The organism is Myroides pelagicus (assembly GCF_009711055.1).
Taxonomy (GTDB): Bacteria; Bacteroidota; Bacteroidia; order Flavobacteriales; family Flavobacteriaceae; genus Flavobacterium; species Flavobacterium pelagicum.
Genome location: NZ_WMJY01000013.1, coordinates 44,933 through 67,696, shown reverse-complemented (window position 1 = coordinate 67,696; position 22,764 = coordinate 44,933). Strand labels below are relative to the sequence as shown.

Sequence of the window (22,764 nt, the reverse complement as noted above, 5' to 3'; positions counted from 1 at the left end):
GCACAAAACGACTATGGGCTTGTTCCTCTACCATATTCTATAAAAGACAGCATGGATATAGGGCTAGAGATTATTTATCGGTGATAAAAGTATCATTCTATAAAAAACATATTATGCTTAATAAAATCATTAAGTACTTTCTCAATAACCGTGTCATCACGTTACTATTGTTAGTATTCATCTTAGTATGGGGACTAATTACAGCTCCCTTTAATTGGCACAACAACCTATTGCCAAGTGATCCAGTAGCTGTTGATGCGATTCCAGACATTGGAGAAAACCAACAAATTGTCGCTACTGAATGGATGGGGCGTTCACCAAAAGATATCCAAGAGCAAATCACTTACCCTCTGACTACTTCCCTATTGGGTATTCCAGGAGTAAAGACGATACGCAGTAGCTCGATGTTTGGTATGTCTTTCATCTATATCATCTTTGAAGAAGATGTAGAATTCTACTGGAGTCGCTCTAGAATATTAGAAAAACTAAACTCATTGCCAGCAGGTACACTTCCCGAAGACGTAACACCTACACTAGGACCAGACGCTACTGCACTAGGACAAGTATATTGGTACACATTAGAAGGACGCAATCCTGAAACAGGAGAACCTACAGGTGGATGGGATCCTGATGAACTGCGTACAATCCAAGATTTCTACGCTAAATATAGCTTAGCCTCTGCTGAGGGAGTTGCCGAAGTGGGCTCAATTGGCGGATACATCAAAGAATACCAAGTAGAGGTAAACCCTGATGCTATGCGCGCTTATAACGTCTCTATTATGGACGTGATGACAGCTATTCAAAAGAGTAACTTAGACATCGGAGCAGAAACAATCGAAGTCAACAAAGCAGAATACCTAGTTAGAGGACTGGGATATATCAAAAATGTCAGCGATCTAGAGGAGGCAGTAGTAACGGTTCGAAACAATATACCAGTAAAAGTAAAAGACGTATCATTTGTCAATCTAGGCCCATCTACGCGTCGTGGAGGACTAGACAAAGAAGGAGTAGATGCTGTAGGAGGTGTGGTAGTAGCGCGATATGGAGCAAACCCAATGCACGTAATCAACAACGTAAAAGCGAAAATACAAGAAATGGAAGCTGGTCTTCCCCAAAAAACCTTAGCCGATGGAACTATCTCTAAGGTAACTGTAGTTCCCTTTTACGACCGATCAGGTCTGATTCAAGAGACCATCGGCACCCTAGAATCAGCCTTAGCTCATGAAGTATTAATCAGTATTATTGTGGTGATCGTACTGGTTATCAACCTACGTGCGTCGATTATTATCTCCAGTATACTACCCATTGGGGTATTAGCCACTTTCATTATTATGAAATATATGGGAGTAGATGCTAATATTGTAGCACTTTCAGGAATTGCCATTGCTATTGGTGTGATGGTCGATGTAGGAGTCGTCTTTGTCGAGAGTATCATTCAACACATGGAACAAGAAAAAGCCAAGGGTATAGAGAGCCGTGGACAGGCTTTTGTCAACTTGATTTCTAATGCTGTAACCGAAGTGTCTGGTGCTTTGACCACAGCTATGATTACGACCATTATTAGTTTCTTACCTGTATTTGCTATGGAAGCACAAGAAGGAAAGCTGTTTAAGCCTTTAGCTTACACCAAGACTTTTGCTTTGACTTCTGCATTCATATTAGGAATCATTGTCTTACCGACAATTGCCTATTATGTATATTCAGCAAAACTAGACAGCAAAAAACTCAGAAAGATTGCCAATATTGGTTTGATTATTGCAGGAATAGCCTTAACGATATTTACAGGTCATTTTACTGCTTTAGCACTCGTTTTGGTAGGACTAAACAACCTATTTGTGCCTCAGTGGAAATCAGAACAACTAGCCAACTATATCAATATTGCGATCACATTATTGGTAGCGATATATTACTTGACCATTGAATGGCTACCACTAGGTACACAACAGAGTACGGCACTTAACTTTATCTTCGTGATTTTAGCCATCGGTGTAGTACTAGGTATGCTATGGTTATTAGTAATCTACTATGAAGCTATCTTGAGATGGACCTTAGCCAATCGCTGGAAGTTTATGAGTATTCCGATTATTACTTTAGTCTTTGGGCTATTGTCGTGGTTAGGATTTAATACAACCTTTGGTTTTGTCGCAAGTTCTTTAGAAACCGTTGGATGGAAATCTGTCAGAGAAACGCGTTTTTGGCAAGCATCATCAGAGACTTTCCCAGGTATTGGACAAGAGTTTATGCCAAGTCTGAACGAAGGTTCATTCTTATTAATGCCGACCTCTATGCCTCATACAGGAGTAGAACAAAACTTACAATACATAGGAACCTTAGACAGACGTATTACCAATATACCCGAAGTAGAACTAACCGTTGGTAAGTGGGGACGCGTAAACTCAGCTTTAGACCCTGCTCCTACGCAAATGTTTGAAAACACGATTAACTATCGTCCTGAATATATATTAGATGAAAGCGGACATCGTCAACGCTTTAAAACAAATAACAAAGGAGAGTTTATCTTAATCAATGACTCTACTTATCACCCAGACAATGGCTTTAGACTAATCCCAGCAGATAGTTTGATACAAGACAAATCTGGTAAGTTCTTCCGTCAATGGAGAACACACATCAAAAGTGCTGATGATATATGGCAAGAAATCGTCAATGTCTCACATATACCAGGGGTAACCTCAGCACCAAAATTACAGCCTATCGAGGCAAGATTAGTCATGCTATCTACAGGAATGCGTGCACCAATGGGGCTAAAAGTATCCGGACCTGATTTGGAGTCAATCGAAGAAGGAGGTAAAGCCCTAGAGACAGCGTTAAAAAGCGTACCTGACATCATGCCTTCAACGGTGTTCTATGACCGAGCAGTTGGTGCACCTTATATTGAGATACACCTGAACCGTCAAAAGATGGCTAGACATGGAGTAACGGTAGCTGATCTTCAAGAGATCATCGGAGCTGCCGTGGGAGGAATGACTTTAACCACTACGGTAGAAGGTCGCGAGCGATTCCCTGTGCGTCTGAGATACCCTAGAGAGCTACGCGATAATCCAGAAGCCTTGAGTAATTTAATTATCCCTACAGCAACAGGAGTACAAGTACCTTTAAATGAGGTCGCTGATATCACCTATGCTAAGGGCTCACAGATGATTCAAAGTGAAAATACCTTCTTACTTGGCTATGTGATTTTCGACAAGATCAGCGGGAAAGCAGAAGTAGATGTCGTTCACCAAGCAGACAAGGTATTAAAGGATATGATAGACAATGCAGAGCTAACCTTGCCCAAAGGAGTAACTTATAAATTCGCGGGGAACTACGAGCAACAAGAACGCGCTTCTGAGCGTCTATTGATTGTTGTTCCGCTTAGCTTAGTCGTGATCTTGATGATTTTATACTTCCAGTTTAAAACCATTACTGCTTCACTTATTCACTTCTCTGGTGTATTTGTTGCCTTTGCAGGAGGTTTTATTCTATTGTGGTTATACGGACAACCGTGGTTTATGAACTTCTCTATTGGTGAGATGAATATGCGTGACTTGTTTCAAATGCACAACATCAATCTAAGTATAGCCGTATGGGTAGGATTTATTGCTTTATTCGGTCTAGCGACAAACGATGGAGTACTAATGGGTACGTATATACACGACACCTTTGAAGCAAGAGATCCTAAAACCAAAGAACAAATCAGAGAAGCAGTAGTCTATGCTGGACTAAAGAGAGTACGTCCTGCAGCCATGACTACCGCAACGGCACTGATCGCTCTACTACCAGTAATGACCTCTACAGGAAAAGGAGCAGAAATAATGGTACCAATGGCTATTCCGACCTTTGGAGGAATGTTTATCCAATCCATGACCATGTTCGTCGTACCTGTCTTTCAATGCTGGTGGCGCGAATGGGCTATTGCCAAAGAACACAAAGCCAACCTAAAAAACAAACAAACGTATGAAGCTTAAGATATATAGACCTTTACTGTTTACCGTCATTGCTACTGCTACAGCTATTAGCAGCTGGGCACAGCAGCCGGTAGATTCACTCGCAAGCTATTTGCAAATAGCTTTGGAGCAAAACCCAGCTATTCAGGCGCAATACCACGCCTATGAAGCTACAGAAAAACAGATCGACCAGGCTGGTGCCTTTCAAGACCCTGAACTGTCTTTAGGGTTTTATACTAAACCAATGGAAATCGTGGGAGGGCGCCAAATTGGAGATGTGACACTGATGCAAATGCTTCCGTGGTTTGGCACGAAAAAAGCAGCAAAAACAGAAGCCAATCACATGGCTCAAATGAAATATCAAGAATACCTACAGGCCAAGCAAACAACGATACTGCAAGTCTATACTCAATGGTATGTGTTACAAAAGCTAGACCAGCAGCTAAAAAATGCAGAGCAAAACAAATCGCTATTAGTTCAATTAGAAGAACTAGCTCTTAAACGTTTCTCTGCACCTACCGTATCTGCTGGCAGCAATACAAGCTCGATGACTTCAAATAACGCGTCTTCTACTCCAGCAGCCAGTAGTAGTAGTACAGCTGGTATGGGAGGCATGAGTATGGGAGGTAGTACAACAGCAAACCAACCAGCAGCAAGCACGCCTAGTACGAGTAACACAATCAGTGGAGGTTCTGCCATGAGCAGTATGACAAGTAGTAGTTCAATGGGCATGTCTGATGTACTTCGCATACGACTAGAAATCATCGAAATAGAAAATACAATACAGAGCCTACAAGCAAGTGTAAAAACCGAAAAAGTAAAGTTCAATGCGCTACTTAATCGCGAAGCTAATCAAGAAGTGACGATCGACAAAACAATACGACAAGTAGACTATTTGATGGCAGACGATCAAGCCATTAGTGAGATTGAAAACAACAATCCAATGCTAGGAATGATACAGGAACAAAGCTTAGCCTATAAAGCTAAGTCGGCAATGGATAGAAAGATGAGCTACCCCATGCTAGGAGTGGGTGTACAATACATGATTCTGGGCAAAACCAATGATCCAATGCTAGCCATGGGAGATATGAATGGAAAGGATATGATAATGCCGATGCTGACCGTGAGTTTGCCAATTTTCAGAAAAAAATACAACGCTGAGCAAGAAGAAGGTAAAATGTGGTGGAAGTCTAGCCAGCAGACCATGCAAAACACCCTGAACAACTTAAAGTCGGAATATTACGGCTACAAAAATCAATTAGACGATGCCCAACGCACTATTCAACTATACGACAAACAGACTACTTTAGCACAGACCACATTCAACTTGATAGTTAAAGAATTTGTCGCTGGTAAAAGTGATTTGACTAATGTCATTCAGGTGCAACGACAACTACTGGACTATCAATTAAAAAAGGCAGAAGCAATCGCTAACTACAATACAATGGTGGCTTCGATAAACAAATTAATGGCTGTAGGTAGCCAGACACAAAAACAATAAGCAATGGAAACGATTAAAAATATATTTCGAAACAACCTAGTCAAATACAGTAGTGTTTTACTAGTCGGGCTATTATTGGGGTGGTTAGTCTTTGGCTCAGCAGCTACACACCAGCACAATGGAGATGAAGCACCAACAACACAGGCTGCTACAGTATGGACGTGTTCAATGCACCCCCAGATCAAAATGGATAAACCAGGAAAGTGTCCTTTGTGTGCAATGGATTTAATCCCACTAAAAGCAACGGACTCTGGAGACGACGCTATTGATGACAATGCTATCCAAATGTCTAAACAAGCAATCGCTTTAGCCAACATACAAACTACCAGAGTCAGTAGTGAAGAGCCAATCAAAGACATACAACTCTACGGTACAATCCAAGTCGATGAGCGCTTACAACAATCGCAAACATCACACGTGAATGGACGTATCGAACGATTAAATGTCAACTTTACTGGTGAGTCTGTACGCCAAGGACAGCTAATCGCGAGTATCTACTCCCCTGACCTACTCACAGCGCAACAAGAATTACTAGAGGCAGTGAAACTAAAAGACTTTCAACCGCTTTTAGTTGACGCCGCTAAAGAGAAATTGCGTTTATGGAAAATGTCCGACAGTCAAATTAACAACATCTTGAGCTCGAAAAAAGTATCCCCTTATGTCAATGTATATGCAAATACAAGTGGGATAGTCGTAGCAAAAAATGTAAATGAAGGAGATTATATCAGTCAAGGTACAGTCTTGTACAGTGTGTCTAATCTGTCTAAAGTATGGGCGGTATTTGACGCATACGAACAAGATTTACCTTTCCTAAAAGTAGGTGACCAGCTGACTTATACCCTTCAGAGTTTACCTGGAGAAATCTATACTGGTAAGATTAGTTTCATCAACCCAATAATTGATGCAACTACCAGAACAGCCAAAGTAAGAGTAGAAACCAACAACAAAGACCAAAAGCTAAAACCTGAGATGTATGCCAATGCACGTGTAAAAGCACCAATGAAGCAATACAATAATGAAATCATCATTCCTAAATCAGCTGTACTATGGACAGGTAAGCGCTCTATCATCTATGTAAAACAACCCAATACTACTACACCAGCTTTTAAGCTAAGAGAAGTTGAACTAGGTCCATCATTAGGAGATAGCTATGTAGTGATGACTGGATTAAATTCAGGAGAAGAAATCGTAACAAACGGTGTATTTACAGTAGACGCCTCAGCCCAATTAGAAGGGAAGACAAGCATGATGAACAACGACGGTGCTGGAGCAGTTACTGGACATGCTGGCCACGCAGATCACAATACTACAACACAGGCCAAAGCAGATCACGCCATGTTTAAAGTATCTGGAAACTGTGGACTATGTAAAGAGCGTATTGAAGATGCTGCCAAGACAGTCGCTGGTGTATTGTCTGTAGATTGGGTAGTGGACACAAAAGAACTTCACCTAAACTACGACAAGAAAAAAACAACAAAAGAAGCTATCAGTCAAGCAATTGCAAAGGTAGGACACGACACAGAATTTCATAAAGCAACTGAAAAAGATTATGTAAATTTACATAGCTGTTGCCAATACGAGAGATTGTAATTAATAATTAAAAAACGAATAATAAGATGAGAAAAGTAATTTTAGCAGCCCTATTCCTAAGTATTGGATTTGTAGCGTGCAACGACAAAAAAGAACAAAAACAGGAAACTACCCAAGCTGCAACAACAGAAGCAACAATGCACCACGGTGGTAATCACCACAATCACCCAGCTGGTGATGCAAAAGACCTTAACACAGTAGCTACAAAACACTCTGTGGTATTAAAACCAGTACTTGATGCTTATTTCCAAACAAAACAAGCTCTACAAAACGATGATCAGACTAAGGCTACAGAAACAGGAAAAGCGTTAGTTCAGGCGGTAAAAGCCGTTCAAGCTAACTTAACCACTGAAACGGCTAAAGCGACAATTGCTAAAATAGAAGCTGAAGCAACTGGAATTGTTACTGGAGACATCAAAACTCAACGTGCACACTTTGAAGCATTGAGTCACGACTTAAAAGGATTAATCCAAGAGGTAGGTACAGACCGCGTGGTTTATCAACAATACTGCCCTATGTATGAGAAAAAAGGAGGTACATGGTTAAGTGATCAGCAGGAACTATTAAATCCACTATATGGAGCTTCTATGCTAAAATGTGGAATGACACAAGAAATGTATAGTCCAGAAGTAAACTAACTATATAAATTACAAAACAACAAAGCAGTAGTGATCGCTACTGCTTTGTTGTTTTATCACTTACTTTCTTTTTAAAAGAGTTTCCATACCAGAATCAATAGTTATACTAATATTTCCCCCTTCTTTTTGACGGAAAACATAAGTTGAACCTACTCCTGTAACGTTAATAGATAAGCGGTAATATCCTTCACTGTATTCTTGCTCTACACTAACCGCATCTGGACTTATTCTAGAAGCTTGATCTATCATTGACTGATAACACATCGTTGCTGCTACTGATGTACAAAAGTCATTGGGTTTCACAATATATCCAATCGTATTAGTTCCATCCGCTACAACAGTCCACTGTCCTTGCACCCAAGTAGGCGTTTTTATTTTAGTATCCTTTGAAACTCCCTGTTCTGTACCATTTGAACCATTGTTCGAACCACTATCATCAGAGGAACACCCTACTGAAAACATTCCAAATAAGCCTATTAAGGCAACTAATAAAACTTTCTTTATCATAATTATAAAATTTTAACAGCTAAATTACGCTTCAACTCACCTATAACATAAAACATATGTAAATAACACGGCTTAATCATTAATTAGCACCCATATTTAAAAGATATGCTTTCAGCTGCTTAAAGTTTACATAGTTAGCTTCTATTATATGCAGGGTATTTCCTTTTGCTGTGATGCGAATATACCCGTCTTTTACACTTAACTTATTGTAAAGCGTACCGATATAAATCTCAGTCTCAGCAACAGATAAATCAAAAGTCTTTCGTTGTCCAAATACATTTGTTTTGGTCAAAATAGCCCCATCAATTGAAAAAGCATTTAGATAACCTAACAAATAATAAAACATAACCAGTAAGACAGTAAACATAAAAAATACACTTGAAATGAGTCCCTCTAATGGCTTACCAGCCATATAATCCCTAATGGTCAACCCTACTAAAGCAAGAAAAAGAACAAGAATAAACAACACTAAACCTCTCATAAGGTTCATCACTCTTTTTTGCACTATGGCATGAATCATTAACATCATCGTTTTTCTGTTAAAGGTAAAGCAATTCGATTTGTTAAAAAAACACTACCTTTAACAAAGTAATGCCTCCAGCACTAAAGATATCATAATGAAGTTGTTCCCTTTAAAAAAATTGAATGCAATGATGCTATCCACCTGCTCTGGTGTATTGAGTTTAGGATTGGTGAGTTGTAGCGACGTATTAACCAGCTTAGATCAAATCGACAACCCCTATCGCTACAAAGCTATCTTCAGGGTCAAGGACAAGCAAATCCCCGTCAACTTTATACTGCAACCTGAGCAGCTAAACGCGTATGGTTTGCGGCTGCGTATCATTGATGGACCAATACTCAATCAATTGGAGCATCCTCGCATTACTCATGACACCTTATATGTGCCTTTAGATTTACACCAAACACGGTCACTCAAAGCCTTGATGACAACAGAACATATAAAAGGAGAACTCCTCACTGCTGATGCTGATAAACAAGTGCTAATCACTCCCTTTACCGCTTATCGATCGAACAAACCTCGATTTGATTTGCCTGAATCCTATACTGACATATCAGCCACAGGTACCTGGACAATCCAAACTGCACTAGTTGACTCGACAGCTTACTATGTACCTTTGCTATCAACTACTGAAAAAATCTACCTCTATCAAACAGCAGCTTCACTGATTGGCTCACACACCAGAGATCTAGGATACGATGGGGTAATGACTAGTGATGGCTTTGTACTTTCTTCTTTTACCAAAGCAAGACCAATATTAGTTGAGGCGACTTATACGGATCAGAACACCATCACTGGAAGCATCACTACTGATAGCGAAACTTATAGTTTCACGGGTAAGAGAAATAGTCAGCTTAAAAAAGCATCTGACACGTCAAAGAGTGTGTTTAACTTGTTGCGTGGATTATTTGGCGCTTATCAAGAACACAAATAGACAGAGGTATTTCCTCTAAAAACTATACCTTTGATACATCATTAAAATTTGGCAATCTTGTAATATGAGACTACTCACTATTTTTTTTCTATGTATAAGCATAAGCGCATTAGCCGATCAAAACAAAAAACCTTGTAATAAAGCGTATGAGAATTTAGATATTGCTCTTTTAAACTTTGATAAGGCTTATAATACGGATCACTCAAGAGATCTGAGAAACTTCACGAGAAAAGCTAAAAATGCACTACTCAAAGCAATGAATGCCTTAGAAGACTGTGGGTGTCAAGATGCCTTATCAGCAGCATTAGACGGAGCTATAGAGACTAAGAAAGTCATGAAAGCAACCAACTTTGAAGATGCCTTATACTACCTGAGTGTGTCACGTGGATACACCGAAGAAGCTATGAGTTACCTGACAGACTGCATCTTAGAGTTTGAAATCCGCTATGAAGCAAAAGTATTCGATACAATTGCTCCGGTCAAAAAAGTGTTATTAGCACCTGATATAATAGAAGAGAAACCACCCAATCCCCAATAAAAAAACAGGAGGTGAAATATGGATTGCCTTCTTATAAAAAAAGCACAAATGCTCTACGGGAACAGGAAACAGGAGGACCGAGCGTAAAGAAAATGTCCAGTGGACATTTTTAGTGAAGGAGCCAGGAGGCGCGCGAGGGCTTTGAAACAGGAAACAGGAAACGATGTGATATAAATGAAAAAGACCTCCAAAAAGTGCAGTCACTGGCAAGCTATTAACCCAGTTTCCTTACTTCTTAGAAGTCTTTAATTTCACGACTGTCAATCCACTTACCTCAACCTACTTCTAGCGCACATAGGTCAAGTGCAGAGGGCTATATACTCTGCTGTAGATCAGCACAAACAGTCTTTTCACAACTTAATTAAATATTAAAATAAAAACAGCAACAAAGCAGTTGTTTCCCACATTGCCTAAGCTATATGAACTCAGGTATTCGCTGTTTTTAGATTATCCTAGTTTCCATATACACGAGTGATCGTGTGGTCTAAGCCCAAAGCTGGGTGAGTCGCTCTGACATAGATTAAACTCCCTTTCTTCAAAGTTTTTGGCAGAGGCGTACGCCACAAATGGGTACTTTTTCGCTTTGCATCGACAATGCCTGAAACATTGAGCGACTTAAAGCGTCCTGCTTCTTGCAAGAGTACCAATCGCTCAAACTGTGGATCCACGCCTAGGTAGTACTCCATCGGTAACCATAATTGACCATCATAACTAATCTCTACCTCAGTATGCTCATTACCTGCAAATACATTAGCATAAACATAATCATCATTCAATGCATTAGCTAATGTATCCCATTGATTCACCTCTGGTACAAAGACACTCATCTGTAGATCCTTGTCATAACCTGATACTTTGTAAGTCAATGTGTGTTTTCCATCGGTACGGTTTAATCGCCAATACCCCTTCCACGTACCGTCATACATCATCGCAAAGGGAATTCCCTTAATATCATGAGGGCCTTGCCACCAAGCACCACAGACTGCTCCTGCAACTAACTGATGAATTGGCTCTTGCCCTTCGCGTTCAAAAAAGCGGTGATACTGCGTATGGGTGTGCCCTGTAGCTACAAATACGTGTTCGTAATCAGCAAATAAGCCTATAAAGTCTTGTTTGTCCTGCATAAACTCCACCGGTATATGCATCATCACATTGACGCGACTCACTTTGTCTTTGTGAGCAGCCAGCGCATTTTTTACAAAGTGCTTTTGGTTGTCATCAATCTTCCCTACATAGGCTTTGTCGTCAATGGGGTAATTGTTGTTTAAGACCAAAAACAATTCGTCATCATATACTAAAGCGTAATAAGATGGCCCAAAGACAGCCTCATAACTCTTGGCACGATTCTTCACGCGATCCTGTACGCCGAAGTCTAAATCGTGATTACCAATCACATAATACATCGGACTACCTATCAGGCTCAGTGAATGCGCCAAGTCTTTAAACAAAGACAACTCATCGAATACCAAATCCCCTAAAGGAAAAACCATAGTTGGCTTATCCACTACCAACTCTTCTACTGCTAGCTTTTCTACGTGGTGGATATCATCGATAATCCCCACTTGCATATCACCTAATAGAGCTATAGAGTAATCTTTGGTCTCCTCTACTCTTTGCATACCAAAGTCATGGGTAATCACCTTGTTTGATTGCTGCTCTACTTTGAGATAAAAAGCAGGAATATTCAGCGCATTGTTTATCGGGGCATACGACGAGGGTTTGATCACAAAAATGGGCAATCCCTCAATCGCATCAACAAAATAATCCCCTTGCTGATTAGTCTGGACAATATCTCGTCCGTTGCTAATCAACACCTTATTTAGAACTGGCTCTCCTATATCGTATTTAGCATTAGCATTGCGATCTTCATATACTTTTCCCTTTACTTTCTGTGCTGACACCCACAAAGGCGTTAAGCATATAAGGGCAATTGAAAGCTTTCTGATCATATTACTTTTGCTTAATCTTCAGTAACTTAATTATTTTATGAAACACTTCATTGTTTTCATATACTCCTCTAAACTCGCTTGACTTTGGCCCGTAAGCGAAGATTGGCACCATGGCTCCCGAGTGGTCATTCGAAATAAAGTCTCCTTCAATAAATCCTTTTTCTACATTTCCTTGAGGGATAGCAAAACCACCTGTCTCGTGATCAGCGGTTACCACAACTAATGTCTGCCCATCTTTATCCGCAAACTTAATTGCCTCAGCTACAGCCTTGTCAAAGTCAATTCCTTCTGTCACAATACCTCCTGTATTATTAAAGTGTCCGTAAGAGTCAATCTTCGCTCCTTCAACAAGCATAAAAAACGGTTTGTCCTTTGCTTGTAAGAATGAAATAGTCTCTTTGGTGGCTCTTGCCAATACATCATCTCTACCATTAATCACCCCTGGTAGTCCTGCTTCGGCTAAGAATACGCCTACTTTGTCTGCAGTGCTATTTCCTATCTGATCAACAGAACCTAAAAGCGTGAAAACCTCATCGATAGCCACGTCTTTAAACGCTTTTTTTCCACCGCCAACAAATACATCTATTTCACTGTTTAATAAATCTTTAGCGATAAGCGAATTATCATCTCTATCCAGTTGATGTGCATAGAAAGCAGAAGGTGTCGCTCCAATAACCTCATCAGTGGTCAAAACTGCTGTACTAAAGTCGTATTTAGACAATAACTCCGTCATGTTTTCCAGTGGCTTTCGCTGCATGGACATTCCGATTGATCGGTTGTATGATTTCTCTCCAGTTGCGATAGCTGTACCTCCTGCTGCAGAGTCCGTTGTAAAGTCATCAGCTGCTTGTGTTTTGATAAGTCCCATTTGCTTTAATTGCAACATAGTCAAATCACCACCATTAGCTAAAGCAGCTGCTGATATTTGAGTAAGTCCATTACCATCACCAATCAATAAGATGACATTCTTGATCTTACTATTTTTATCATCGCTCTTAAACGTAGGCTTATACACTGCTGTTGATTGGGCATTTGTATAAATATAGTTTGGCAAGTGATCCATATACTTCTTCACTTCGTATGGCTTATCCGTATTGATATAGTCAATTCCCATATCCATAAAAGCCTTCCATGCAGTCTTTCCATCAGGTGTAGCCCAGAAGCGTATCGGTTTGCCCATCGCGTGAACTTTGTCGATGATTTGCTGAACCGCTTGACGCTCTGCCTCTACCATTCTTCCCTTCCCGTTCCATACAGAGAAATCACGAAAACTCAAACTAACCATAGCTACGCGATCCCACATTTGGCTATCTTCTAGTTTGTCTAACTTTTGATGATCAATCTTTATATACGTAGGTAAAGTCTTGAAATAGTCAGCATCTGGTTTACTCCCTGAGAGTACAAAGGCAACTTGGTGCTCTTCGATAAAGTCTTTATACTTTTCCAATACAGGAACCAATACCTCTAATGAAGCTTTCGCATTACTCTTTAAGTCAAGTAAAAACTGTACTTTATTCCCTTTTCCTATGGCTAATTCCTGTGCCTGAACAAGAGGCTTTAAATATAGATTTTCAATGGTTCTATGCTCGTGCATCGTTTGTTTTTCGTGTGCAACATATAACTTACCATCAACCAACACTAAGTCTATTTCAATCGACTCTAATCCATTAGTATAGGCATTCCAAAAAGGTAATGTTTGTTGATAATCATTATGTGAATGTAATTTTACTTTGCTCTCTTGTGCGATTACGCAAGCACTCGATACCAATACCGAAAGTGCAATAAATAGTTTTTTCATTAGTTTGACTTGTGATTTAGAAAAAAGGGGGCACAACGAGGTACCCCCTCATTCATTTAAAAAAATATTACCAACCTACATTTTGTTTTATTCCTGATGACTGTACAGCTCTGTTTGGTATAGGCCATACGTGCATATAAGTGTCGTCGAAGTTTCTAGCTTTCCACACCTGTTTCACCTCATAGTTTGAATCAGGGTTTGCTCTATCCGAATAGATACGTCCATAAAGTGCTTTGTTATAAACCTCTTTTGCATCTCCCCAACGCACTAAGTCATAGTGTCTATTAGCAAACTCCCCTGCAAACTCTACGCGTCTTTCGCGTTTAAGGTCTGCCATTGTCGCTCCAGACAAAGGTTGTAATCCAGCACGCTCACGTACCTTATTAATTGCTACATCACCGTTTCTTCCCAACATTATTTGTGCTTCTGCTTTCATAAGTAAGATCTCAGCATAGCGCATAAGTGGTACATTATAGGTGGTTGTAGGCTTGTTACCATTGGTATTAATTTGCGATCCTAAAGCATCTGCCCCTTGATACTCATACATATATTTGTTGAACTGGAAACCAGATAATGAGTTCTCCGAACTGTAACGCTTCTCTTTTCCAAAAAAGGTAAAAGTATCACCAAAGCTCAATAGTGTTACTGATTTACGTGCATCACCTTGTTCAAAAGCGTTGTATAAACTCTCTGTTGGCGTGTAGTATCCCCATCCGTTATACTCTCCCCAACCTTTGTTTTCTAACATACATCCAGGCAAGATACTTCCACCTTCAACACCTGAATTTACAGACCAGATATACTCTGATGTCCAGTTGTTTAAGTGTGAGTGTAATTCTCTGTAATCTTTAGCAGGATTACCAGTATTGATTAACTTACGACCTGATCCAGAATTAGTTACTTTGTCAGCATAAGCAATTACCTGTTCATATTTGCTTTGGTCATACTCAGCCCAGTACAAATATGTCTTTGTGATATACGCTAAAGCAGCATCTTTATGAGCACGTCCATAGTCTTGTGTTGTGTACTCGGTGATCAGTGGCAACATTTCACTGGCTTTAGTAAGGTCTGCTACAACCTGAGCATAGTTCTCCACTACACTTTCTGGGCGTGTATATCCACCCGCAGGTAATTCCATATTAGCCTCTGTTACGATTGGAATACCTCCATTTTGACCATTATCTCCATAAGTATGAGCAAGCCAGAAATAGTTGAACCCTCTCATAAAGTAAGCCTCTCCTATAATTCTTTTCTTTAAAGTCTCCGAAATATTCATGGCAGGAACATTAGCAATGATATCATTTGCACGACGAATAACTTTGAAACAGTCTTGGTAGATTCCGTTTACATATCCTTCATCTCCATTCATGTTGAAGTTCTTTATATTGTCAGCCGTAGCGTTTAGCCTTCCGGTAACCATATCATCTGAAGCGTTGATATACCAGAAGAACCCACGACCAAACATTTCGTCTTTCATCATCATTTCGTACAAAGCATTTGACGCTTCTACTGCATCTTGTTCTGTCTTCCAGAAGTTTTCGTACGATGTATTTCCCTTTGGATCAAGCTCAGTAAAATCCGAACTACAAGACCCCATTGCTAATGTTAGCGAAAGCCCTAACATCAAGCTGTATTTTGTCAATTGTATTTTTCTCATGATTGTGTTCTAATTAAAAGCTAAATAAAAATCCTCCTGAAACTGTTTTAGATACTGGGTATCTCGCTACGTCTAATCCGATTGCTCCAACTTCTGGATCGATACCGTCATAACCTGTAATTGTGAACAAGTTCTCTGCCGATAAGAATATTCTCAAACTAGCATTGGCAGAAAGTTTTTTCATCATCGTCTCAGGAAGCGTATAACCTAAAGTGATGTTTTTAAGTCTTAGGTAAGAAGCATCTTCTAAATACCAGCTAGAAGTAGTTCCGTAGTTTTGGTTATCATCTTTAGTAGATAATCTAGGAATATTTGTATTTGTATTCTCTGGGCTCCATGCACCATAAACACGAGAGTCTAAGTTATACCCTTGTTGAGAAGCATTGTATGCCGTAAACTTATATCCGTTGAATACTTTGATATCACCAACTCCTTGGAAGAACATACTTAAATCAAAGTTTTTGTAATCTAAGTTCAGTCCAAAGCTATAAGTGATTTTAGGAACATAGGCATCCATAAACTCCTTATCGTTGTTGTCGATTTTACCATCGCCATTGGTATCTGCAAATTTAAAGTCACCAGGCTTAGCATTTGGTTGGATCAAACCACCGTCTGCCGAAGTATAAGCATCAATTTCGCTTTGCGATTGGAATATTCCTAAATAAGGAACTAAATGTGTAGAGTAAAGCGAACGACCAACTACTGAGCGATATGGATATAATGTACTTCTCACGTTATCACCATGAGCGATATAGTCGATACCACTTTGGTTGTACCCGTCTAAGTTTACAAGTTCATTACTCAAGAAACTAGTATTACCAAATACTTTATAATTTAAGTCTTTCCCAATAGTCCCGTTGTAGCTAAGTGAAAGCTCAAGACCTTTATTTAATACCTCTCCACCATTTACATCTGCCGCTTTAGTACCGTGGTGAGCATCTTCAAGTCCTGGAATGATCATACCTTTGGTACGCTTAGTAAAGTAATCAGCAACCAAGTTTAATCGTCCGTCAAAGAAAGAAGCATCTACACCGAAGTTCCAACTTTCAGAAGTCTCCCATTTCAAGTTAGGATTAGACTGTCTATCAACATAAGTACCCATTTCACTAAGTGTACCCTCACCCCCCATTAGGATATCCGAAGTACGCAAAGGCACATCAAATGAATAATACCCTACTGAGTTTACATTACCGATTTGTCCCCAAGAAGCTCTAAGTTTTAACTCAGTAATTGGTTTTACATTAAAGAAGTTCTCTTGAGAAAGTCTCCATGCTAATGAAGCCGATGGGAAAATCTCTGATTGATTATTTTTAGCTAAGCGTGAAGTCTTGTCACGACGTAAACTCCCCGATACAAAATACTTGTCGTCAAAGCTATACATCCCGCGTCCGATCATTGAAGTTAATGCCTCCTGATACACATCAGTGACAGGCTTTCTGATGATCGAAGCATTCCCCATATAGTGGTTATAACTATCTTCATTACTAAACCCTTCACCTTGTTGCTCGTAGTACTCATAGTTTGTCTTTTGAGCAGAGTGAATAGCTGTTAAGTTTAAGTGATGTCTTCCGAAGTACTTGTCATACGTCAATTGATTATCCCAAACCCAGTGTGATTTGTCATAAGTACTTTGATTCAAGTAATTTTGTTTGTTTGTACGACCAAGCTCAGGAGCTTTAGGTGTAAACTTCTTGTATTTGTTATTCGTATAGTCATAGCTATAAGAAGATCTAAAGCTAAGTCCATCAAGAATATCATAATCTAAATATACATTGGCATTGATGTAGTTAGTTGGGTTAGTTGTCGTAGGTCTAAGCAATAGTGCTACAGGGTTGTACACATCACCATATGCTCCAGCAAACTGCGCTAAGTCGTGAGGTACTACACCACCAAACTTTCCGTCCTTATCATATACTGTCGCAGCAGAAGGCATATATAATGCATTCATAATAATCCCTGAATACGAGCTGGTCGTGTTTGTACCCACAGCCTCTGTATTTGAATAATATACATTCTCTCCGATTTTTACCTTATCGGTTAATTGAATATCAGACTTCAAACGGAAGTTGTAACGCTGAGACTCTGTACCTATTAAAGTACCTTCTTTTTTGTTGTATCCAAAAGAAGTCATATAGTTTACTTTATCAGTGGCACCAGATACAGACGCATCTACATTATAGGTAGCTGCAGTTCTAAACACCTCATCCATCCAGTCCGTACGCGTTGTTTGTCCCCATGGATTCGCCTGAGCATCATGAGCCGACTGACGAGGAGCACCTACGTTGTCTGCTGCCGTATTATACGCCCACGCTTGACCTTTAGCATCTAAAGCAGTAGGAAGGTTTGAAGCCGTACTTACACCAGTGTACATATTAAGAGATACCTTAGGCTCTCCTTTCACTCCGTTTTTCGTTGTAATTACGATTACCCCTGAAGCCGCTTGTGCACCGTAAATTGCTGCTGCTGCTGCATCTTTTAAAATCGACATTGAAGCAATGTCATTTGGATTGATCGCAGGACCGTAGTAAGGCACACCATCAACAACTGTTAAAGGTGCTTCATTAGCTAATGATCCTGTCCCTCTAATGATAATCTTTCCTGACTCAGAAGGGTCTCCTCCTTGTTGCATTACAGTTACCCCTGCTACTTGTCCTTGAAGGAAGTCATTTACATTGGCTACTGAACGAGAAGCTATTTTATCAACGTCATCTACAAGTGCAATAGATGTAGAAATGTCTTTTTTCTTAGACGCTCCATAACCAATCAAAACGATCTCCTCTAGCATATCACTATCACTGTTTAATAGGATATTTAAGTTTTGCGTACCATCGTAGTTTACAACTTTAGATTGGTAACCGACAAACTCAATAGCTAGCGTCCCTTTTTCTTTTTCTAATTCAATAGTAAAGTTTCCGTTTTCGTCGGTATTTGCCCATGTAGTGTTGTTGTTGTTAGCAACTACAGTTGCAAAAGAAATGGGTAGACCATCTGACTGAGCTGTTACTTTTCCCTTGACTACGACTTGTGCGTATAATGAAGGAAAGCAACCTAAAACTAACAGCCATGAAAAGAAATTGTGTTTCATTAGTTTTATATTTTGTTTGATTCGAAAGTAGTAGCAAAGTGTCATTTCACAGGGTAATATTGTTTCATCAAAGAGGTGTTTTATTACACAAATCACCTTTTTAACCATCATATTAGCGTATATTTATTACAGTAACACTCCCTTAACCTTGGTCTAATCTAGCCTTAACCCATCTGCCTATTTTTCTGATACGCAGATGGGGAATCTCCATGGTATTTTTTAAAGGTTTTACTAAAGTGTTTAGGGTCATTATAACCACATTCATAGCTAATCTCCCCTATCGATAAGTTTGCTTGTTCGACAAGGTGTTTGGCTTTTTTCATGCGCATCTCAATGAGTACTTCGATAGGCGATACTTCTAAGATATCTTTGTACAATCGATACAGTTTAATCTTTGAGAGTCCCAAGTCACTAGCCAATTGCTCCACAGAGAAGTCTGCACTCGTGTAGTTTTCTTCCATAGCGCTAATGGCCTTTCGCAGCAATTTCTCATCAGAAGACAACTTCACCGATTCACTTTGATTCACCGAAGTAATCTTATCAATAACCGATACACTAGCTTTGTTTTGTTTGTCAAAAGCAATGCGCTTAATGACTTTGGTCTCTAACAAAGTATCGTTAACAGGTAGGTAGACAAGGTCGGTTACCCCTAATTGAAACATCTGCTCTTGTAGGAAATAATCCACCTCTTCACTAAAGTAAAAGACTAAAAGGCGTTGCTTATTAATTTGTTTTTGTACGCGCTTAAGCAATTGAATCATCTCATCGCTCAATAAGTTATCGTATAGAATCAAAGCGTTAAACTGATAGTGATCCAAATAACTAATCACTTTATTTACCTTATCGGTATGTACCAAGTGACAGAGTTCATGCCCGGTAAAGAGTTGATTCAAAATCACAGCATCACCCCTCTGGGCATAGGCAAGTACATTAAGCTTATCTTTGGGAAGTACTTCTAAATCCTCTAATAGATCCGTCCACCCTGCTGTAGGGCCATCGTGCTGAGTTTCTTGCAAAACAGGAATATCAATACTCAATTCAAAAGCTTTATGTTCACTAGTATTGTGCATAGTTGCCCCCAATTCCTTGATTAAATAACTCACAGCGCGCAAATAAGGGCTATACTTTTTATTCTCTTCCCAGTACGCTTGTAAAGACGTACTCTCACTAGATAATACAAGGCGTAGTACTGATTCTCTACTATCTACAAGAGCATCAAGCCTTTGGTTTTCTCCCATAAACTTAAAACACTCCGAAAACAAATACTGAAACAATATCTTTATACGCATCGCATCGATAGACCCCCACTGTTCGCTCAATTGATTATCTACCTTTAAGGATACTTCATAGCGCCTACTCATCAATATCCATTGATCAATGAGACGATGAGTATACTGAGCTAAGTTTACATTGATATTCCCCTTGGTGTCAATCTCGCGGATTTGCTCTAAGTAGTTCCACTCTCTGACCATATCGTACAAGCCCACTAGTTCATTCTTTATCTCTTGGTGCTCAACAGCGTCACCTATATTCTCCAAAATAGTAATCAGTGGTTTCTTCATTTTTGAAAGCAAGAACAGACGCAATTTCTCAATCTCTATATCTCCGTTCTTTAGCTTGCTGTGTACGCGCAATAACTCTTGCTTTTGATCGAGTACTTCTTGGTGAAGCTCGTTGAGCTGCTTATTCTGCTGTAGCAAACTCTGTTGCTGTTGTTGAATCTCCTGAGTACGCAATTTTACTTGGTTAGTCAAGTACAACTCTTTTTTTTGCTGTGCTATTTTTCGCTGTCTAAGCTTGAAATAGATCGCAATCAATACTAAGGCGATAAAACCTACCCACAACAAAGTATTGAGATACCACGGTTTGTGTACCATAAAACTGCGTTGATAAACAATAGGTTTTTCTTTATCTAGTGCATTGCGTATCTCAAAGCTATAATCCTCCCAAGCTAAGTTGTCCAGCTTAACCGGCTCTGTCGGTAAGACACGCCAATCATCAAATAGTCCTATAATGCGGTACTGATATTGATTCACAGGATAATCAACAAAGCCGACAGGATATATTTCAATCACTAGATTATTATCCGATGCTGCAAAAGACAGCTCTTGCTCTAAATCAACCAATTGCTGATTAATCCACAACTTAAAGAAAGGAGAAGGTCGTTGTTTTAATAAGTCGTTTGGATTAAAAAAGTTAATCCCTTTATATCCTGCTAAAACAATATTTCCAGTAGCTTCATCTTTGTAATGAGCACCTTCGGCAAACTCAAGGCCTTGCCAACCGATATACTGACTGTAATTTGTTATTTGTTTGGTTACCTTATCTATAGCCGCAACCCCTTTGGTGGTACTAATCCAAACATAACTATCCAGCACATTTAAACTATACACCAAGTGACTAGGTAATCCCTCTTGCTCAGTAATAGTATTAATCAGGTTAAAGTCCCTGTCAAATATACTTATTCCTCCAAGAGTAGCTACCCACAGCTCCCCAGAATAGTTGTCTATATAAATATCATAGACGCTATTGCCAATCAACCCAGTCTTCTCGTCGATGTTTTTGAGCTGACCAGTTTGACTATCAAATATAATCAACCCATGCAATTCTGTAGCGATATAAAGCAGGTCGTCCACTACATTTATAGCGCGGATATGATACTGCTCTAGTTTATCTTGTCCGTAAAAAGACTCAAAAGCCTGTCTGTGCATATTGTATTTACTCACGCCACCCCAACTACCTAACCAAAGTGTTTGATCCTCCTGTGCAAAGGCATATGTCCTATCGGCACTGAGAAAAGGAGTTGTCGATTTGGAATAGTAAGTCTGCTTTTGACCATCTATACGCACCACTCCTGCATAAGTACCTACCCATACACTTCCTCTACTATCAGTAAACAAACTGCGTATGCGTTTCCAATCTTTATCTTCTTTGGCTTTGTAAAGTTCAAAAGCTTTATATTGCTTTTGTCCTTGTTCTCTTACAAACAGCCCTTCGGTATAATAGCCCACCCAGTGACGTTCTTGCAAATCTTTAGTCAATGCACGCACGGTCTCCATAGGCAAATACGGTTGATTTACATAGTGAGGATATACACCATCAATAGAGTTTTTTTCATCGAGGATCATGGCTACCCCACCATCTTTGAGTCCTAACCATGTATAACCATAAATATCTTGATGTAATATAGAAATCTCATTACTTTTTAATCCATAAGGTGCATAGACATCTGAGGCGATCTTCCCTACGATCCTAGCCTGATGCTGCTGACCCTTTATGGAGTCGATACCTACGATGTGTAACCCCTTAGTACGTGTAGCTATCCAATACTCTTGATCCCCCTTTCGAAGAATTGCATTAACCTCCTCTTCCATTTGCAATCTTTTATATAAAGATTGTATCGCTTTTTGCTCATCAGAAGTATAGAGTGAGTCAAGTTGATAATTAGCAAGCTCAGTGACAATAGTCTGCCCCTGTACCACTGCAGCCTGAAAGCTCTTCCCGTTTTTCAGAAGAACTTCTAATGTTCCTTTTTTATTTAAATGCATCGCAATCGGATAGTCTTCTAACAAATAATTGTCAAACAATCCTTCGCCTAGGTAACGCCCCAAATACCGAGCATCTGTCATTACCCACATCTGCTGATCTTTATCCTGAAGAATTGAAAACACATTGTTTCCAGCAAGTGATTGATTGCCGTCTTTCGCGTGCTTATAGATGGCAAACTTCTTCCCGTCATACACCGTCAGTCCGTCCCATGTTCCTATCCACAATTCCCCTGTTGGGCTGTTCTCCATACAATTGATAGAGTTATTCGAGAGTCCCGAACTAGTGGTTATAGACTTGAAGTTGATATTCTGACCTTTTATCCCAGTGGATAACAACAATAAAAACAAGAGTAGATACCTCATAACTGATGTTTTGAAATTTTTTGGCAATCTACTGCCAAATAAATCCCTATACATCAAGTGAAAGTTAAGTTTGAAAGATTAACACCCCCTAGTAACTACTGTTAAAAAACAGCGCAAAAACCACCTAACAGCAACGACTATTATTCTTAGAACCCTCCATAGGAAAAGAAAAGACACTTAATCACCGCAAAG

Annotated in this window: 13 protein-coding genes; 6 read left to right on the top strand and 7 right to left on the bottom strand. The window is 39.6% G+C overall.

Features of this window, described 5'->3' with window-relative positions; translation table 11 throughout:
- Window positions 1-113: 113 nt before the first annotated feature.
- From GJV77_RS07455 to GJV77_RS07440, 4 genes are read left to right on the top strand one after another with little or no spacing between them, the layout of a single operon-like run.
- Window positions 114-3,965, top strand: coding sequence for an efflux RND transporter permease subunit (locus GJV77_RS07455; RefSeq protein WP_155035750.1), 3,852 nt, complete (start codon window positions 114-116; stop codon window positions 3,963-3,965).
- Window positions 3,955-5,445, top strand: coding sequence for a TolC family protein (locus tag GJV77_RS07450; protein WP_155035749.1), 1,491 nt, complete (start codon window positions 3,955-3,957; stop codon window positions 5,443-5,445). The genes GJV77_RS07455 and GJV77_RS07450 overlap by 11 nt, the downstream gene beginning before the upstream one ends.
- Before the next feature lie 3 nt (window positions 5,446-5,448).
- Window positions 5,449-7,035: an efflux RND transporter periplasmic adaptor subunit gene (locus GJV77_RS07445; RefSeq protein WP_155035748.1), complete on the top strand. Its 1,587-nt coding sequence runs from the start codon at window positions 5,449-5,451 to the stop codon at window positions 7,033-7,035.
- Between the two features lie 26 nt (window positions 7,036-7,061).
- Window positions 7,062-7,673 carry a DUF3347 domain-containing protein gene (locus GJV77_RS07440; protein ID WP_155035747.1) on the top strand — a complete coding sequence of 204 codons (612 nt, stop codon included), beginning with the start codon at window positions 7,062-7,064 and terminating at the stop codon, window positions 7,671-7,673.
- 60 nt (window positions 7,674-7,733) lie between these two features.
- Here the strand turns inward: GJV77_RS07440 and GJV77_RS07435 are convergent, their stop codons facing one another.
- Together GJV77_RS07435 and GJV77_RS07430 are read right to left on the bottom strand one after the other, a co-directional pair.
- Window positions 7,734-8,180, bottom strand: coding sequence for a hypothetical protein (locus GJV77_RS07435; protein WP_155035746.1), 447 nt, complete (start codon window positions 8,178-8,180; stop codon window positions 7,734-7,736).
- A 79-nt stretch (window positions 8,181-8,259) separates the two neighbouring features.
- On the bottom strand, window positions 8,260-8,709 hold the full coding sequence (locus GJV77_RS07430) for a hypothetical protein (protein ID WP_155035745.1): 450 nt from the start codon (window positions 8,707-8,709) through the stop codon (window positions 8,260-8,262).
- 88 nt (window positions 8,710-8,797) lie between these two features.
- On the opposite strand from GJV77_RS07430, the gene GJV77_RS07425 reads away from it, so the two are divergent.
- Both GJV77_RS07425 and GJV77_RS07420 read left to right on the top strand, forming a co-directional pair.
- Window positions 8,798-9,634, top strand: coding sequence for a hypothetical protein (locus GJV77_RS07425; RefSeq protein WP_155035744.1), 837 nt, complete (start codon window positions 8,798-8,800; stop codon window positions 9,632-9,634).
- Between the two features lie 64 nt (window positions 9,635-9,698).
- Complete coding sequence (locus GJV77_RS07420; RefSeq protein WP_155035743.1) at window positions 9,699-10,172, top strand: hypothetical protein; 474 nt, start codon at window positions 9,699-9,701, stop codon at window positions 10,170-10,172.
- 452 nt (window positions 10,173-10,624) lie between these two features.
- Here GJV77_RS07420 and GJV77_RS07415 read toward each other — a convergent pair whose 3' ends face one another.
- The 5 genes from GJV77_RS07415 to GJV77_RS07395 form a co-directional block, all read right to left on the bottom strand.
- Window positions 10,625-12,121 (bottom strand): calcineurin-like phosphoesterase C-terminal domain-containing protein, encoded by a 1,497-nt coding sequence (locus GJV77_RS07415; RefSeq protein ID WP_155035742.1) that lies wholly within the window; start codon window positions 12,119-12,121, stop codon window positions 10,625-10,627.
- 1 nt (window position 12,122) lies between these two features.
- Window positions 12,123-13,919 (bottom strand): alkaline phosphatase, encoded by a 1,797-nt coding sequence (locus tag GJV77_RS07410; protein ID WP_155035741.1) that lies wholly within the window; start codon window positions 13,917-13,919, stop codon window positions 12,123-12,125.
- 67 nt (window positions 13,920-13,986) lie between these two features.
- Entirely contained in the window at window positions 13,987-15,576 is a 1,590-nt protein-coding gene (locus tag GJV77_RS07405; protein ID WP_155035740.1) for a RagB/SusD family nutrient uptake outer membrane protein, read from the bottom strand.
- A 13-nt stretch (window positions 15,577-15,589) separates the two neighbouring features.
- Window positions 15,590-18,661: a SusC/RagA family TonB-linked outer membrane protein gene (locus GJV77_RS07400; RefSeq protein WP_155035739.1), complete on the bottom strand. Its 3,072-nt coding sequence runs from the start codon at window positions 18,659-18,661 to the stop codon at window positions 15,590-15,592.
- Window positions 18,662-18,825: 164 nt separating this feature from the next.
- On the bottom strand, window positions 18,826-22,572 hold the full coding sequence (locus tag GJV77_RS07395) for a helix-turn-helix domain-containing protein (RefSeq protein WP_162521584.1): 3,747 nt from the start codon (window positions 22,570-22,572) through the stop codon (window positions 18,826-18,828).
- Window positions 22,573-22,764 lie beyond the last annotated feature (192 nt).

Coding starts and splice junctions, on each gene's coding strand:
- GJV77_RS07440 (WP_155035747.1), top strand. CDS start 7,062: ATGAGAAAAGTAATTTTAGCAGCCCTATTCCTAAGTATTGGATTTGTA.
- GJV77_RS07415 (WP_155035742.1), bottom strand. CDS start 12,121: ATGATCAGAAAGCTTTCAATTGCCCTTATATGCTTAACGCCTTTGTGG.
- GJV77_RS07450 (WP_155035749.1), top strand. CDS start 3,955: ATGAAGCTTAAGATATATAGACCTTTACTGTTTACCGTCATTGCTACT.
- GJV77_RS07455 (WP_155035750.1), top strand. CDS start 114: ATGCTTAATAAAATCATTAAGTACTTTCTCAATAACCGTGTCATCACG.
- GJV77_RS07400 (WP_155035739.1), bottom strand. CDS start 18,661: ATGAAACACAATTTCTTTTCATGGCTGTTAGTTTTAGGTTGCTTTCCT.
- GJV77_RS07430 (WP_155035745.1), bottom strand. CDS start 8,709: ATGATGTTAATGATTCATGCCATAGTGCAAAAAAGAGTGATGAACCTT.
- GJV77_RS07395 (WP_162521584.1), bottom strand. CDS start 22,572: ATGAGGTATCTACTCTTGTTTTTATTGTTGTTATCCACTGGGATAAAA.
- GJV77_RS07405 (WP_155035740.1), bottom strand. CDS start 15,576: ATGAGAAAAATACAATTGACAAAATACAGCTTGATGTTAGGGCTTTCG.
- GJV77_RS07420 (WP_155035743.1), top strand. CDS start 9,699: ATGAGACTACTCACTATTTTTTTTCTATGTATAAGCATAAGCGCATTA.
- GJV77_RS07425 (WP_155035744.1), top strand. CDS start 8,798: ATGAAGTTGTTCCCTTTAAAAAAATTGAATGCAATGATGCTATCCACC.
- GJV77_RS07445 (WP_155035748.1), top strand. CDS start 5,449: ATGGAAACGATTAAAAATATATTTCGAAACAACCTAGTCAAATACAGT.
- GJV77_RS07410 (WP_155035741.1), bottom strand. CDS start 13,919: ATGAAAAAACTATTTATTGCACTTTCGGTATTGGTATCGAGTGCTTGC.
- GJV77_RS07435 (WP_155035746.1), bottom strand. CDS start 8,180: ATGATAAAGAAAGTTTTATTAGTTGCCTTAATAGGCTTATTTGGAATG.